Annotated in this window: 15 protein-coding genes and 1 tRNA gene; 9 read left to right on the top strand and 7 right to left on the bottom strand. The window is 69.1% G+C overall.

The window, feature by feature from the left end:
- The first annotated feature begins 293 nt into the window (after positions 1–293).
- The 3 genes from H8N03_RS18930 to H8N03_RS18920 all read left to right on the top strand — a co-directional run bounded on the left by H8N03_RS18930 (position 294) and on the right by H8N03_RS18920 (position 3818).
- Positions 294–1247, top strand: a complete 954-nt coding sequence (locus H8N03_RS18930) for a TAXI family TRAP transporter solute-binding subunit (RefSeq protein WP_187077759.1) — start codon at positions 294–296, stop codon at positions 1245–1247.
- A 67-nt stretch (positions 1248–1314) separates the two neighbouring features.
- A complete protein-coding gene (locus H8N03_RS18925; RefSeq protein ID WP_187077758.1) occupies positions 1315–3537 on the top strand; it encodes a TRAP transporter permease in 2223 nt (740 codons plus the stop codon).
- Positions 3538–3641: 104 nt separating this feature from the next.
- Positions 3642–3818: a hypothetical protein gene (locus tag H8N03_RS18920; RefSeq protein ID WP_187077757.1), complete on the top strand. Its 177-nt coding sequence runs from the start codon at positions 3642–3644 to the stop codon at positions 3816–3818.
- Between the two features lie 48 nt (positions 3819–3866).
- On the opposite strand, the gene H8N03_RS18915 is transcribed toward H8N03_RS18920, so the two are convergent.
- From H8N03_RS18915 to cysS, 7 genes are all read right to left on the bottom strand, one after another.
- The gene (locus tag H8N03_RS18915) at positions 3867–4046 is read right to left on the bottom strand and encodes a hypothetical protein (protein ID WP_187077782.1); all 180 of its coding nucleotides are present in this window, start codon (positions 4044–4046) and stop codon (positions 3867–3869) included.
- 42 nt (positions 4047–4088) lie between these two features.
- Positions 4089–4182 (bottom strand) — tRNA-Ser (locus tag H8N03_RS18910).
- A 59-nt stretch (positions 4183–4241) separates the two neighbouring features.
- Positions 4242–5504 carry an aspartate kinase gene (locus tag H8N03_RS18905; protein ID WP_187077756.1) on the bottom strand — a complete coding sequence of 421 codons (1263 nt, stop codon included), beginning with the start codon at positions 5502–5504 and terminating at the stop codon, positions 4242–4244.
- A gap of 222 nt (positions 5505–5726) precedes the next feature.
- Positions 5727–6713, bottom strand: coding sequence for a tRNA lysidine(34) synthetase TilS (gene tilS / locus H8N03_RS18900; protein WP_187077755.1), 987 nt, complete (start codon positions 6711–6713; stop codon positions 5727–5729).
- Complete coding sequence (locus H8N03_RS18895) at positions 6676–7653, bottom strand: acetyl-CoA carboxylase carboxyltransferase subunit alpha (protein WP_187077754.1); 978 nt, start codon at positions 7651–7653, stop codon at positions 6676–6678. Before H8N03_RS18895 ends, tilS begins: the two co-directional genes overlap by 38 nt.
- 41 nt (positions 7654–7694) lie before the next feature.
- Positions 7695–8324 carry a DNA-3-methyladenine glycosylase family protein gene (locus H8N03_RS18890; protein WP_435531673.1) on the bottom strand — a complete coding sequence of 210 codons (630 nt, stop codon included), beginning with the start codon at positions 8322–8324 and terminating at the stop codon, positions 7695–7697.
- An 8-nt stretch (positions 8325–8332) separates the two neighbouring features.
- Positions 8333–9706, bottom strand: coding sequence for a cysteine--tRNA ligase (gene cysS / locus H8N03_RS18885; protein ID WP_187077753.1), 1374 nt, complete (start codon positions 9704–9706; stop codon positions 8333–8335).
- A gap of 156 nt (positions 9707–9862) precedes the next feature.
- Here cysS and H8N03_RS18880 point away from each other — a divergent pair, with 156 nt between their 5' ends.
- Genes H8N03_RS18880 through H8N03_RS18855 form a run of 6 tightly spaced genes read left to right on the top strand, consistent with a single transcriptional unit; the run spans position 9863 to position 14960 of the window.
- Entirely contained in the window at positions 9863–11041 is a 1179-nt protein-coding gene (locus H8N03_RS18880) for a nuclear transport factor 2 family protein (protein ID WP_187077752.1), read from the top strand.
- Positions 11042–11076: 35 nt separating this feature from the next.
- Positions 11077–12327 (top strand): L,D-transpeptidase family protein, encoded by a 1251-nt coding sequence (locus tag H8N03_RS18875; RefSeq protein ID WP_255428285.1) that lies wholly within the window; start codon positions 11077–11079, stop codon positions 12325–12327.
- Entirely contained in the window at positions 12327–12914 is a 588-nt protein-coding gene (locus tag H8N03_RS18870; protein WP_187077750.1) for a peptidylprolyl isomerase, read from the top strand. Before H8N03_RS18875 ends, H8N03_RS18870 begins: the two co-directional genes overlap by 1 nt.
- A 14-nt stretch (positions 12915–12928) precedes the next feature.
- Positions 12929–13432 carry a peptidylprolyl isomerase gene (locus H8N03_RS18865; protein ID WP_187077749.1) on the top strand — a complete coding sequence of 168 codons (504 nt, stop codon included), beginning with the start codon at positions 12929–12931 and terminating at the stop codon, positions 13430–13432.
- Complete coding sequence (locus H8N03_RS18860; RefSeq protein ID WP_187077779.1) at positions 13429–14205, top strand: UDP-2,3-diacylglucosamine diphosphatase; 777 nt, start codon at positions 13429–13431, stop codon at positions 14203–14205. Before H8N03_RS18865 ends, H8N03_RS18860 begins: the two co-directional genes overlap by 4 nt.
- Positions 14205–14960: a M90 family metallopeptidase gene (locus tag H8N03_RS18855; RefSeq protein ID WP_187077748.1), complete on the top strand. Its 756-nt coding sequence runs from the start codon at positions 14205–14207 to the stop codon at positions 14958–14960. Before H8N03_RS18860 ends, H8N03_RS18855 begins: the two co-directional genes overlap by 1 nt.
- Positions 14961–14982: the final 22 nt, after the last annotated feature.

The following is a 14982-nucleotide window of genomic DNA, read 5'->3' as shown; positions in this document are numbered from 1 at the left end:
AGCGGAAAGTGTCCAAGCCAGCTCACGCGGAATCGATATAGATTTCTCCGGAGACCACCTCTTTCTCCATGCGCATCAACAACTTAGCGCTCAAATGAGAATGGATCTCCGGACACTACTGGGCTTGACCCGCAATCCATTGGGGCGTCCGATCAGCCGCCTCATGGTTCCCGGGTCGAGCCCGGGATGACAAGCCATTCCTGCCCAGCCTTGGTGCTTCTCCTAGGCAAGACCGCCTCGGCGGGATGGTCTACTTCCTGCTTCGCATCCATGGTCGTTTCCAGGAGATCTCGATGAACATCAAGAAGTGGGCCGTCGCCGCCACCGCGGTGCTGGCTTTCGCCGGCGCCGCGCACGCGCAGCAGTTCTTCCGCATCGGCACGGGCGGCACCGCCGGCACGTACTACCCCGTGGGCGGCATGATCGCCAACGCCGTCTCGCAGCCCGGCAAGATCGTCGCCACCGCGCAGGCCAGCAACGGATCGCTCGCCAACGTGAACGCGGTCGCGAGCGGCTCCATGGAAGCCGGCTTCTCGCAGTCCGACGTGGCCACCTGGGCGTACACCGGCACCGGTGCCTTCGAGGGCAAGCCCAAGGTCGCCGACCTGCGCATGATCGCCAACCTGTACCCCGAGAGCATCCACCTGGTGGTGAAGAAGGGCTCGGGCATCAAGACCGTCGCCGACCTGAAGGGCAAGCGCGTGGCGCTCGACGAGCCCGGCTCCGGCACGCTGATCAACGCGCGCATGGTGCTGGCCGCCTGGGGCGTCAAGGAATCCGACATCAAGCCGGACTACATCAAGCCGAACCAGGCCGGCGACAAGCTGAAGGACGGCTCGCTCGACGCCTTCTTCTTCGTGGGCGGCGCGCCCGCCGGTGCCATCGCCGAACTGGCCTCCAGCGGCGTGGGCATCGAACTGGTGCCGCTGACCGGCGCGCCGGCCGACGCGCTGCGCAAGCAGAACCCGTACTTCGCCGTCGACACCATCGCCGCCAACACCTACAAGGACGTTGCGCAGGTGCAGACCCTGGCCGTCGGCGCCCAGCTGGTGACGAGCGCGAAGATCCCGGCGGAGACCGTCTACGAGATCACCAAGGCCATGTACAGCGAGCAGGCGCAGAAGGCGCTGCAGGCCGGCCATGCCAAGGGCAAGTTCATCACCCGCGAGAACGCCGTGCAGGGCGTCGGCATCCCGTTCCACCCGGGCGCCGAGAAGTTCTACAAGGAAGCCGGCCTGATCAAGTAAGGCCGCCGCGCGTGCACCGGCAACAGGGAGGCCCGCCTCCCTGTTTTCGTTGGGAGGAGGACAAGGCATGACGACGCTGACCGCGCTCGACGAGCGCAAGCTGCTGGAGCTGGAAGAGAAGTTCGACCCGGAGATGCGCTTCCGGCGCACCGTGTCGCCCGCCACCTGGATCGTGGTGGGGCTGCTGATCGCGCTGTCCCTCTTCCACTACTACACCGCGGGCTTCGGCCTGCTGCGCGAGACCACGCACCGCGGCGTGCACATGGCGTTCGTGCTGGGGCTGATCTTCCTCGTCTTCCCGCGCACCAAGACGGCGTACGAGGCCCACCCCGTCGCGCGCTGGTACGCGCCGGGCGCCGTGCCGCTCACCGACTGGCTGCTCGCCCTCGGCTGCGCCGCGAGCGTGCTGTACATCCCGTACGTGTTCGACGACCTCGCGTTCCGCGTCGGCAACCCGAGCACCATGGACGTGGTGATGGGGTCCGTGCTGTTCGTCACGCTGCTCGAGGCGACGCGCCGCTCCATGGGATGGCCGCTGCCGCTGATCGCGATCGGCTTCACCGCGTATGCGCTGGCGGGACCCGTGTTCCCCGGCCTGCTGAAGCACGCGGGCGCCACGTGGTCGCAGATGATCAACCACCAGTACCTCACCAGCCAGGGCATCTACGGCGTGGCGATCGGCGTGGTGGCGACCTACGTCTTCCACTTCGTGCTGTTCGGGGTGATGGCCACGCGCATCGGGCTGGGGCAGCTGTTCCTCGACATCGCCTCCACCGTCGCCGGGCGTTACGCGGGCGGGCCCGCCAAGGTGAGCGTGTTCGGCTCCGCGATGTTCGGCATGCTTTCCGGCTCCTCGGTCGCGAACGCGGTGACCGTCGGCTCGCTGACCATCCCGGCGATGATCCGGGTAGGCTACCGGCGCGAGTTCGCGGGCGCCGTGGAAGCCGCTTCGTCCACGGGCGGGCAGATCACGCCGCCGGTGCTGGGCGCGGCGGCCTTCCTGATGGTGGAGTTCCTCAACGTCTCCTACCAGACGATCATCGCCGCCGCGGTGGTGCCGGCCTTCATGCACTTCTTCGGCGTCTTCATGCAGGTGCACTTCGAGGCCAAGCGCTACGGGCTGCGCGGCCTCACCGCGGAGGAGATGCCGAAGCTGCGCGAGTCGCTGAAGCAGCGCTGGCCGACGCTCATCCCCCTGGTGCTCCTGGTCGGCATCCTCGTGTCGGGCCGCACGCCCTACCTCGCCGCCTTCACCGGCATCAGCTCGTGCGCCATCGTCGGCCTGACCACGCGCGTCGCCGGCAACCGCGCGGCGAACTGGCTGCTCTGCGCCGTGCTGCATGCGCTGCTCGCCGGCATTGCCTTCGTCGACTACGGCAACGCGAGCGAGCAGGTCAAGCTGGGGCTGTTCGCGGCGGCGATCGTGATCGCCATCGCCGGCTGGAAGCTCGCCGGCATCACCGGACGCATCGGCCACGGCGTGCTGGTGGAAGCCCTCGAGACCGGCGCCAAGTACGCGCTGGCCGTCGGCGCCGCCGCGGCCACGGTCGGCATCGTCATCGGCGTGGTCACGCTCACCGGCGTGGGCTTCAAGATCAGCTACATCATCACGGGCTGGGCGCAGGCGATCGCCGGCGGGCTGGCTGCCGTGCTGCCCGCGTTCATGGCCGACACGAAGGCGCTCACCCTCCTGGCGGCCCTCGTGATGACGGGAGTCGTGTGCGTGCTCATGGGCTGCGGCATCCCGACCACGGCCAACTACATCATCATGGTGACGGTCGCGGCCCCCACGCTCGTGCAGCTGGGCGTGCAGCCCCTCGTGGCCCACTTCTTCGTCTTCTACTACGGCGTGCTCGCGGACATCACGCCGCCGGTGGCGCTGGCCGCGTACGCGGCGGCGGGCATGGCGGGCAGCGACCCGTTCAAGACCGGCAACACGGCGTTCCGCCTCGGGATGGCGAAGGCGCTGGTGCCCTTCGTCTTCGTCTTCTCGCCCTCGCTGCTGCTCGTGGCGAAGGGCTTCACCTGGGCGGACTTCGCCATCACCTTCACCGGCTGCGTGCTGGGCATCGTGGTGCTCGCCGCGGCGCTCAGCCGCTTCATGCTGGTCGAGCTGAGGCGGTGGGAGCAGCTGCTGTGCCTCGCCTCGGCGCTGCTGCTGATCGCTCCCGGGCTGTGGGTCACGCTCGCCGGCGCGGGCCTCGTCGTCCCCGTCCTCGTGCGGCAGTTCGCTGCGCGCAGGCGTGCCGTGGCTCTCCCCGCGGCCGAGCTGGATGTCAGATACCGCTGACCTCGCGTGACGCACCCCACTGGCAGAGTCCCGACGGGCCTCCGTCCATACTCCCTGCGTTGCGTCACACAAGCACAGCGAAGCAGTACAGGGAAAAGAAGAAGATGAGCGAAACGAAAACGGCATCCATGCTGCAGCGGGTCCCCGTCATCCTGGCGGTCACCGCGCAGTCCTACGGCCTGGAGTTGCGGGCCGGCGGATCGCGCAGGCCCCATGCCGCCGGAGAACGCCACCGCCATGCAGGGCACAAGGACGGCGACAAGCCGTCCGCGCAGAGATAACGCGAAGAACGTCTCCAGGGAGTGGAAAGCCGCCGCAAGGCGGCTTTCCTATTTGTGCTGGCGCCGCTCGCGGGCGCGGCGCACCTGGCGGCTCTCGCCGGCGCGCTTCGCCGCCTCTTCCTTCTCGCGGCGCTTCTCGCGCCACTTGCGCCCGAGGACGCGCGCCGCCGTGAAGGTGATGGCACAGCTCACGACGAGGACGAGGATGCTGGCGAAATCGGTCGGCATGGCAGCGGCAAAAAGGAAAGCCCGCCGGGAGGCGGGCCTGTTTGGCGGAGCGAGAGGGATTCGAACCCTCGATGCAGGTTTTGGCCCGCATACTCCCTTAGCAGGGGAGCACCTTCGGCCTCTCGGTCATCGCTCCGAAGGCTGGGATGATACCCGAAGCCGGCTCGACGGGAGCCGGCCGGCCGGGTTTTTTCCTTACTTCTGGTCCAGGTCGAAGGCGCGGTGCAGCGCGCGCACCGCGAGCTCCATGTACTTCTCGTCGATCACGACGGAGGTCTTGATCTCGCTGGTGGAGATCATCTGGATGTTGATGCCCTCTTCCGACAGCGCGCGGAACATCTTGGCCGCGATGCCCACGTGGCTGCGCATGCCGATGCCGACGATGGACACCTTGCAGATGCGCGTGTCGCCCTCGATGCGGTCGGTGCCCAGCGCGGGCAGCACCTTGGTCTTGAGCACGTCCTGCGCGCGCGCATAGTCGTTGCGGTGCACGGTGAAGCTGAAGTCCGTCTTGCCGTCGTGCGAGACGTTCTGGATGATCACGTCCACCTCGATGTTGGCGTCGGCCACGGCGCCCAGGATCTGGAACGCGATGCCGGGGCGGTCGGGCACGCCCAGGATGGAGATCTTGGCTTCGTCGCGGTTGAACGCAATGCCGGAGACAACGGCTTGTTCCATTTTCTCGTCTTCCTCAAAAGTGATCAGCGTGCCGGAGACCGCTTCCTCCTCGATGGGGATGTCCCACGGGGTGAAGCTGGAGAGCACGCGCATCGGGACGTGGTACTTGCCCGCGAATTCGACCGAACGGATCTGCAGGACCTTGGACCCCATGGAGGCCATTTCCAGCATTTCCTCGAAGCTCACCGTCTGCAGGCGGCGCGCTTCCGGCACCACGCGCGGGTCGGTGGTGTACACGCCGTCCACGTCGGTGTAGATCAGGCACTCGGCGGCCTTCAGCGCCGCGGCCACGGCCACCGCGGAGGTGTCGCTGCCGCCGCGGCCGAGCGTCGTGATGTGGCCCAGGTCGTCGATGCCCTGGAAGCCCGTGATGATCACCACCTTGCCCGCGTCGAGGTCCTTGCGCACGCGCACGTCGTCGATCGATTCGATGCGGGCCTTGGTGTACGCGCTGTTGGTGCGCACGGGCACCTGCCAGCCTGCGTAGCTGACGGCGGGCACGCCTTCGGCCTGCAGCGCCAGCGCGAGCAGGCCCACGGAGACCTGTTCGCCGGTGGAGGCCAGCATGTCCAGCTCGCGCAGCACGGCGTCGTCCGGCTTGGCGGGCTGCAGCTCCTTGGCGAGGCCCAGCAGGCGGTTGGTCTCGCCGCTCATGGCGCTGGGCACCACGACCATCTGGTGGCCGGCGCGAGCCCACTTGGCGACGCGCTTGGCGACGTTGCGGATGCGCTCGGTCGAGCCCATCGACGTGCCGCCGTACTTGTGAACGATCAATGCCATCGGAACGGGGGGTGGGTTGGGGCCGCTTGCGGCGGCCGGAGGCGGAAAGGTCCGCGGGGGGCGGACCTGTGACGCGCAGAACCTAGGGATTATACCGACGGGCGTGAAGGGGGTTCCATCGCTGGGGCGCGCTGCGCGCAACCCAGCCTACGGGGCCGCGCGGCGCGAAGGAGGATGCCGACACGTTCGTAGGCTGGGTTGCGCGCAGCGCACCCCAGCAAGTCAAGCGGATTCGTCGCGATACGCCAGCCGCTCCCCGCTCCTCTCCACGAACCCGCCCCCCACCTTGATCCGGATCTTGTGCCCGCGGGTCCTGCAGTCCGCCACCTGGTCCAGCAACTCCTCGAGCTGCGCCGCGCTCGCCTGCGCCTGGTGGGCGCTGCGCAGCCAGTGCCGCAGCACGTTGCCCTGGCGCGCGCGCGGCAGCACCTGCAGCGCCGTCAACGCCGGCGTACCGCCCATGCGCGCCAGGTCTTCCACCGCCACGCTTTCCAGCAGTTCCTGCGCCTGTGCCGCGTGGCGCGACGTGCGCGCGAAAGTCTCGCGGTACTGCGGGAAGCATTCCTCCAGCGCCGGCAGCACCACGCGCCGGATGCGGTTGCGGGTGAAGGAGGTGTCCGTGTTCGTCGGGTCCTCCACCACCAGCACGCCCTGCTCCGCGATCCACTCGCGGATGGCGCGCGCGGACAGCGCCAGCAGCGGCCGCACGAACACCATGCCTTCGCGCTGGAACACCGGCGGCATCGCGGCCAGCCCCGGCAGCCCGGCGCCACGGCTCAATGCGAGCAGCAGCGTCTCGACCTGGTCGTCCGCGTGCTGCCCGAGCAGCACCGCCTTCAGTTCCGCATCGCGTGCCGCGCGGGCGAGCGCCTGGTAGCGGGCGTTGCGTGCCGCGTCTTCCGGGCTTTCGCCCAGGGCGTTGCGCGCATGCACGCGCCGCACGTGCAAGGGGATGCCGAGTTCGGCGCACACATGCTTGCAGTGCTGCTCGAAGGCGTCCGCCGCCTCCTGCAGCCCGTGGTGCACGTGGATGGCCTGCACCTGCCCCGGCCAGCGCGCGGCCGCGGCGAGGAGCAGGACGGTGGAATCGGCGCCGCCGCTGAAGGCGACGGCGAGGGGCAGGGGCAACTCCAGGCCGGCGAGCGCGGCGACGGCGGGGTTGCCCGCGGGATCAGCTGGCTTCAGCCTTGGTGTCTGAGAAGCGGCCATAGCTTTGCAGCCGCTCGTAGCGCCGCTCGAGGAGCTCGCGCACCTTGAGGTCGCTCACCTGGCGCCAGGCGTCGTTGAGCGCGCGCTTGAGGAAGGCAGCCATCTGCTTGTGGTCGCGGTGGCCGCCGCCGACCGGCTCGTTCACGATCTTGTCGACGAGGCCCAGCGCCTTCAGGCGGTGCGCCGTGATGCCCATGGCATCGGCCGCGTCCTGCGCCTTCTCGGAGGTCTTCCAGAGGATCGACGCGCAGCCCTCGGGGGAGATCACCGAATAGATCGAGTACTGCAGCATCAGCACCTGGTCGGCCACCGAGATCGCCAGCGCGCCGCCGGAGCCGCCCTCGCCGATGATGGTGGTGATGATCGGCACCTCGAGCTGCGCCATCTCGTAGATGTTGCGGCCGATGGCCTCGGACTGGCCGCGCTCCTCGGCGTCGATGCCGGGATAGGCGCCGGGCGTGTCGACGAAGGTGAAGACCGGCAGCTTGAACTTCTCCGCCGTCTTCATCAGGCGCAGCGCCTTGCGGTAGCCCTCGGGGCGGCTCATGCCGAAGTTGCGCGCGGCGCGCTCCTTCGTATCGCGGCCCTTCTGGTGGCCCAGGACCACGCAGGCGTTGCCGTTGAAGCGGGCGAGGCCGCCGACGATGGACTGGTCGTCCGCGAAGTGGCGGTCGCCATGCATCTCGACGAAATCCGTGAAGATTTCGTTGATGTAGTCCATGGTGTACGGCCGCTCCGGGTGCCGGGCGATCTTGGTGATCTGCCACGGCGTGAGCTGGCTGTAGATGTCCTTCGTGAGCTGCTGGCTCTTCTTGCCGAGCTGCTCGATCTCCTCGGAGATGTCGACGGCGGACTCGGTCTGTACGTAGCGCAGCTCCTCGATCTTCGTTTCCAGCTCCGCGATGGGCTGCTCGAAGTCCAGGAAGGTTCGTTTCGCCAAGGTTGCTCCTCTGAAGTGGCCGCCCGCGTTGGTCTGGCTCGTCAGTAGGCGACGGGCAGCGGGTCGAGCGACCGCCAAATATACCAAGTCGCCACCGAGCAATAGGGGTTCCAGGCGGCCGCGACCTCCCGTGCGTCGCTTCGGGACACCGGATCGCCGGAAAAGTAGTTCTTGCTGATGCCGGTGATGAGGCCCACGTCGTCCAGCGGCAGCACGTTCGGCCGCATGAGGTGGAAGATCAGGAACATCTCCGCGGTCCAGCGGCCGATGCCGCGGATGCCCACGAGCTCCGCGATGATGTCCTCGTCGCCCATCTCGCGCCAGGCGTCCACGTGGATGGCGCCCGAGTCGAAGTGCAGGGCCAGGTCCACGAGGTATTCGATCTTGCGCGCGGACAGGCCCGCGCCGCGCATGTCGTCCACCTTGAGCTTCAGCACGTTGGCCGGCGTCATGCGCTTGGGCAGCGCGGCGAAGCGGTCCCACACGCTCTGGGCGGCCTTCACCGAGATCTGCTGGCCGACGATGCTGCGCGCGAGCGTCGTGAAGGCGTCGCCGCGCGACTGCAGGCAGGCCTCGCCGAACTGCGGGATGAGGCGCTTCATGACGCGGTCGCGCCGGGTCAGGTACTTGCAGGCCTCGTCCCAATACTCCGGGGTGACCAGTTGGACCACGCCATCCGTCACTGCTTGGCTTCCCAAGTCGTTCCGGAGGGGGAGTCTTTCAGCACGATGCCCTGTTCGAGAAGCTCCTTGCGGATGCGGTCCGCCTCGGCGAAGTCCTTCGCCTGCTTGGCGGCGGCGCGGGCGTCGATCCGCGCCTGGATGGTGGCGTCGTCCAGCGTCGCACCCGCGCGCAGGAAGGCCTTGGGGTCGCCCTGCAGGATGCCCAGCGTGCCGCCCAGCGCCTTGAGCAGGCCGGCGCGTTCGGCCGACTTCGTGCGGTTCACTTCCGCCGCCAGGTCGAACAGCACCGCGACCGCTTCGGGCGTGCCGAAGTCGTTGTCCATCGCGGCCCGGAAGCGCGCCGCGTGCGGCTCCTTCCAGTCCACCTGCACGTCCGCCGGCGGCACGGCGTCGAGCGCCGTGTAGAGGCGCTTGAGCGCGCCGCGCGCGTCCTCGAGGTGCACGTCGCTGTAGTTCAGGGGGCTGCGGTAGTGCGCGCGGACGATGAAGAACCGGATCGTCTCGGCGTCGAACTGCTTCAGCACCTCGCGGATGGTGAAGAAGTTGCCCAGCGACTTCGACATCTTCTCGTTGTCGATGTTGACGAAGCCGTTGTGCATCCACACCTTCGCGAGCGGCACGCCGTTGGCGCCCTCGCTCTGCGCGATCTCGTTCTCGTGGTGCGGGAACTGCAGGTCGGCGCCGCCGCCGTGGATGTCGAAGGTGTCCCCGAGCAGCGCGCAGGACATCGCGGAGCACTCGATGTGCCAGCCGGGGCGGCCGCGCCCGTAGGCGCTGTCCCATTGCGCGTCCGCCGGTTCGTCCGCCTTGGCGGCCTTCCACAGCACGAAGTCGAGCGGGTCCTCCTTGCCTTCGAGGACGGCCACGCGTTCGCCCGCATGCAGTTCGTCGAGGGACTTGCCCGAGAGCTTGCCGTAGCCGGGGAAGCGGCGCACCGCGTAGTTCACGTCGCCGCCCGCGCGGTAGGCGAGGCCCTTGTCTTCGAGCTTGCGGACGATGTCCAGCATCTGGGGCACGTAGTCGGTGGCGCGGGGTTCGTGGGTGGCCCGGGCGATGCCCAGGGCGTCGAAGTCCCGGTACATCTCGGCGATCATGCGGTCGGTGAGGGAGCGCACAGTCTCCCCGTTTTCGACGGACCTGCGAATGATCTTGTCCTCGATGTCCGTGATGTTTCGCACGAAGGTCACGCGGTGGCCCGACGCCTCCAGCCAGCGTCGCACCACATCGAAGGAGACGTAGGCGCGCGCGTGCCCCACGTGGCACAGGTCGTAGACGGTGATGCCGCACACGTACATCCGGACGTGCCCCGGCTCGATCGGGGAAAAGTCCTCCAGAGCACGCGTGAGCGTGTTGTAGATGCGCTGGCTCATTGAAATCGGTGGGTGCGCCGCCGGCGCTGCGGCCGCGGGCAAGGTGTTGTTCTGAGGCGAGGACATGCGCCGTGGCGCGGCCCCACGGCTACAATCGGCCCGCAGTATATAGCCCCGTCCGGGCGCATTGTCGTAAGCGTTGGAACAAGAGGCCTCATGAAGCTCGCCCGCACCCGCATCCCGAAATCACTGGGTCTCGCCGTCCTCACCGCCGCCCTGCTGGCGGGCGGCGCCGCCCGCGCCGACGAGTACGCCGACGTGAACCAGCTGATGCGCACCGGGAAGCTGACGGAGGCGCTCACCAAGGCGGACCAGTACCTGGCCGGCAAGCCCAAGGACCCGCAGATGCGCTTCCTCAAGGGCGTGGTGCTCACCGAGGCGGGCCGCACCAACGAAGCGATCACCACGTTCCAGAAGCTCACCGAAGACTACCCCGAGCTGCCGGAACCCTACAACAACCTCGCCGTGCTGTACGCGGGCCAGGCGCAGTTCGACAAGGCGCGCGCCGCCCTCGAGATGGCGATCCGCACGAATCCCAGCTACGCCACGGCGCACGAGAACCTCGGCGACGTCTACGCCAAGCTCGCGAGCCAGGCGTACAGCCGCGCGCTGCAGCTGGACGCGGGCAACACCGCGGTGCAACCGAAGCTGGCGCTGATCCGCGACCTGTTCTCCACCGGCGGCCGCAACGTCGCCGTCAACACGCGCCCCGGCACGGCGGTGGCCGCCGCACCGGCGCCCGCGCCTGCAGCGGCGCCCGCGGCGCGCCCGGCCGCTCCGGCGCCCGCGCCCGCCGTCGCAGCCGCACCGGCTCCTGCGCCGGCGCCGGCGCCGGCGCTGGCCGCGCGCCCGGCCACTCCCACTCCCGCACCCGCACCGGCACCCGCGCCCGCAGCCGCTCCGGCCCCTGCGCCGGCGGTGACCGCCGCAGCCCCCGCTGCCGCTCCCCGCGCCGCTGCACCGGCCCCCGCGCCCGCGGCGGCACCGTCCGCCTCCGGCAACGCCGACGTCGAGGCCGCCGTGCGCGCCTGGGCGAACGCGTGGGCCGCCAAGGACATGACCGCCTACCTCGCCGCCTACGGCAAGGAGTTCGACCCGCCCGGCAAGCAGTCGCGCGCCGCCTGGGAATCGGAGCGCCGCGCGCGCATCGTCGGCAAGAGCAAGATCAGCGTGCAGATCAGCGACCTGTCGGTCACGGTCAACGGCAACAAGGCGACCGCGAAGTTCCACCAGGCCTACAGCGCCGACGCGCTGAAGGTGAACAGCCGCAAGACGCTCGACCTCGTGAAGACGGGCGACCGCTGGGCGATCGTGCGGGAGAGCACCGGCGCCTGACGGCGTCGATGCAAGGACTGGCGAAGGTTGTGCAGTTGAACCTCACCCACGGCTTCCTCCCGGCTTCCCGTTTCGTCGCGGCCCTGTGCTGCGCAGCCACCCTCCTCGCCCCCGCCGTGGCCGCCGGCAACGGCAAGCACGCCCCCGCGCGCAAGGCGGCGGCCGCCACGCCGCGCGACGGCGAGGCCGAGGGCCGGCTGATCGAGATCTACAAGCTCATCGGCCAGGCCCAGAGCCGCGCGGCGCTGCACAAGGCCGAAGCCCTGGTGCGCGACCATCCCAACTTCGCCCTCGCCCAGCTGGTGTACGGCGACCTGCTCACCACGCAGACGCGCCCGCTGAAAGCGTTCGGCGACGTGCCGGACGGCACCCTGCCCGCCGGCGCGCAGGCCCTGTCCGAGCTGCGCGAGGAATCGCAGCTGCGCATGCGCGCGCTGCGCGAGCGGCCACCGGCTGGCGCCATCCCCGCGCAGTTCCTGCAGCTGTCGCCCAAGAACCGGCACGCGATCGCCATCGACTCTTCGCGCGCGCGCCTGTACCTGTTCCAGAACGGCCCCGAGGGCCTGAAGCTGATCGCCGACTACTACATCTCGGTCGGCAAGTCGGGCATCGAGAAGGTCGCCGAGGGCGACCTGCGCACCCCGCTCGGCGTCTACTTCATCACCAGCAACCTCGACCCGAAGTCGCTCAAGGACTTCTACGGCGTCGGCGCGCTGCCCATCAACTACCCCAACCCGTACGACGCCCGCCGCGGCAAGACGGGGCGCGGCATCTGGCTGCATGGCACGCCGCCCGACCAGTTCTCGCGCGCCCCCAAGGCCACGGACGGCTGCGTGGTGCTGGCGAACCCCGACCTGGACCGCATCATCAAGACCGTGGAAGTGCGCACGACGCCCGTCGTGATCGCTCCCACGCTGCGCTGGGTGCCGCCGTCCAGCGTGCAGGCCGAGAACCGCCATTTCAACGACGTGCTCCAGGCGTGGCGCAATGCCAAGGCCAGCGGCGACATCAACCGCCTGATGGCCTTCTACACGCCGGACTTCAAGGTCGACGGCAAGTCCATCGCCGAATTCGCGCCCGTGATGAAGGTGGAGCTCAGCAAGATGCGCGGCAAGGACATCGAGCTGAAGGACCTCTCGCTCCTGCGCTGGAGCGACAGCGCGGACACCATGGTGGTAACCTTCGGCGAGGTCGCCACCGGCGCCCGCACCGGCCCCGTCAAGCGCCAGTACTGGGTGCGCCAGGGGCCGCAATGGAAGATCTTTTTCGAAGGAGTGATCGGTTGATGCTGTCCGTGACGCGCCGCCTGGCTGCCGCCACCATCCTGATCGGCTGCCTGGCGGGAAGCGCCTGGTCTGCCGATGCCCCCAAGGTCAAGCTGGTCACCAGTGCGGGTGACATCGTCGTCGAGGTCTATCCCGACAAGGCGCCGAAGACGGCGGAGAACTTCCTGCAGTACGTGCGCGACAGGCACTACGACGGCACGATCTTCCACCGCGTGATCAACGGCTTCATGATCCAGGGCGGCGGCATGGACGCGAAGATGGTCGAGAAGAAGACCCGCGCCCCCGTCGCGCACGAAGGCCGCGACGCCTACGCCAAGGGCCTGCGCAACGAGGTCGGCACGATCGCCATGGCGCGCACGAGCGACCCGAACTCGGCCACGTCCCAGTTCTTCATCAACGTCGCGGACAACACCCGCACGCTCGATCCCCCGGGCCCCAACGCGCCCGGCTACACCGTGTTCGGCCGCGTCGTGAGCGGCATGGACGTGGTGAACAAGATCAAGGCGGTGCCCACGGGCAGCGCCGGAATGCACGGCGACGTGCCGCTCACCCCGGTGGTGATCCAGTCGGCGACGATCGTCCAGTAAGAGAGGCTCTCCCCATGAATCCCAAGGTCGAACTGCACATCGCGGGCGAAGGCGTCATCACGCTGGAGCTGGACGAACAGAAGGCGCCGAAGACTGTCGCCAACTTCCTGAACTACGTGAAGAAGGGCCACTACGACGGCACCATCTTCCACCGCGTCATCGACGGCTTCATGATCCAGGGCGGCGGCTTCGCCCCCGGCATGAGCCAGAAGCCCACCGACGCGCCGATCGAGAACGAGGCCAACAACGGCCTGAAGAACGACCGCTACACCGTCGCCATGGCGCGCACGTCCGCGCCCCACTCCGCCTCCGCGCAGTTCTTCATCAACGTCGCCGACAACGAGTTCCTGAACCACAAGTCGCCCACGCCGCAAGGCTGGGGCTACGCCGTGTTCGGCAAGGTCGTCTCCGGCCAGGACGTGGTGGACCGCCTCAAGGGCGTGCAGACCGGCAACCGCGGCGGCCACGGCGACGTGCCGAAGACGGACGTCGTGATCGAAAAGGCAGTGGTCGTCTGAGCGCGGTGGCCCTCCCCGCGGCGCAGGAACTGCGCGCCGCCCCGGGGTGGCGCTGCGTCGAACTCATCTCCGACCTGCACCTGCAGGCGGCCGAACCCGCGACCTTCGAAGCCTGGCGGCGCTACATGGGCGCCGTGCAGGCCGATGCCTTGTTCATCCTCGGCGACCTGTTCGAGGCGTGGGTGGGCGACGACGCCGCGGCGGAGCCCGGCTTCGAGCGCGAGTGCGCGCAGGTGCTGCGCGCCACGGCGGCGCGCCTGCCGGTCTTCTTCCTCGCGGGCAACCGCGACTTCCTCGTCGGCAGCGGGCTCGCGCAGTCGACCGGCTTCACGCTGCTGGCCGATCCCACCGTCTTCGTGTTCGGCGCGCAGCGCTGGCTGCTGTCGCACGGCGACGCGCTCTGCATCGGCGACACCGAGTACCTCGCGTTCCGCGCGCAGGTGCGCGACCCGGCGTGGCAGCAGGGCTTCCTGGCGCAGCCGCTCGCGCGGCGGCAGCAGGTCGCGCGCGGCATGCGCACGGAGAGCGAGCAGCTGAAACGCACCGGCCGCGACTATGCGGACGTGGACACCGCCACGGCCCTGGCCTGGCTCGATGCCGCGGGTGCGCCCGTGCTCGTGCACGGGCACACGCACAAGCCGGCGGAGCACGCCCTCGATGCGACGCACCGCCGCATCGTCCTGAGCGACTGGGACGCGGCCGCCACGCCGCCCCGCCTCGAAGCGCTGCGCCTGCACGCGGACGGCCGCAGCGAGCGCATCGCCCTCGCCTGATGTGGGGCTGGCTCAAGCGCAGCCGCGCGCCGGAACTGCCGGAGCCGCTGTGGCGCGCGACGCTGGCGCGCTATCCCTTCCTCGCCGAGCGTCCTGACGACGAGGTCGCGGGCCTGCGCACGATGGCCGCGCAGTTCCTGGGCCGGAAGGAATTCCACGGTGCCGGCGGACTGGAGATCACCGACGAGATCGCGCTCGCGATCGCGGCGCAGGCGGTGCTGCCCGTGCTGCACCTGGGCCTGGGCTGGTACGACGATTTCGTGACGATCGTCGTGCATCCCGACGAGGTCGTGGCCCGGCGCAGCCAGGTCGACGAGACCGGCGTGGTGCACGACTGGGACGAGGTGCTCGCCGGCGAGACCATGGAGGGCGGGCCGGTCATGCTGAACTGGCACGACGTGGCGCACGCCGGCGCGACCGCCGATACCGGCTTCAACGTGGTGATCCACGAGTTCGTCCACAAGATCGACCTGCGCGACGGGGCGCCCGACGGCTGCCCGCCCATGCCTTCGCGCGCTGCGCGCGAAGGCTGGCTGGGCGTGCTGCAGCCGCAGTACGAACGCTTCGTGGAGCAGGTGAAGATCGCCGAGCGCTTCGGCGGAGAGATGCCCTGGCTCGACGACTACGGCGCGACGGCGATCGACGAGTTCTTCGCGGTGGCGTGCGAGGCGTATTTCGTGAACCGGGGGAGGTTCGCGCAGGAGTTTGCGGAGTTGACGGCGCTGTTCGACGGGTTTTTCCTGGCGAAGCGCTGAAAGCTGGGGTTCGCCTGCGGCG

The organism is Ramlibacter cellulosilyticus (genome assembly GCF_014297465.1).
GTDB classification, from domain to species: Bacteria; Pseudomonadota; Gammaproteobacteria; order Burkholderiales; family Burkholderiaceae_C; genus Ramlibacter; species Ramlibacter cellulosilyticus.
This window is presented reverse-complemented; position numbering and strand designations above follow the sequence as displayed.